Here is a 204-nt window from a genome sequence, read left to right on the forward strand (position 1 = left end):
TACAAAGCAACGGCTAAAGGTGTCCCCGTTGTTCTGGTGAACCCTGCGTACACCAGTCAGACTTGCCATAGATGCCTGCATATCCACCCCGAAAGAGGAAAGTCTTACCGCTCTGGCAAGACTTTCAAGTGTGGGTATTGCGGATGGGAAGGCGACGCTGATTTTAATGGAGCCAACAATATCAAACGTCTTGGAGGCGTTGTA

The 204-nt window shown here is 50.0% G+C and carries 1 protein-coding gene; it reads left to right on the forward strand.

The features are described from left to right. Nucleotides 1-36 precede the first annotated feature (36 nt). On the forward strand, nt 37-204 hold a 168-nt coding region (locus AC0QHF_RS29260; RefSeq protein WP_324707807.1), incomplete at its 3' end, for a zinc ribbon domain-containing protein.

The organism is Lyngbya sp. CCY1209 (genome assembly GCF_055795065.1).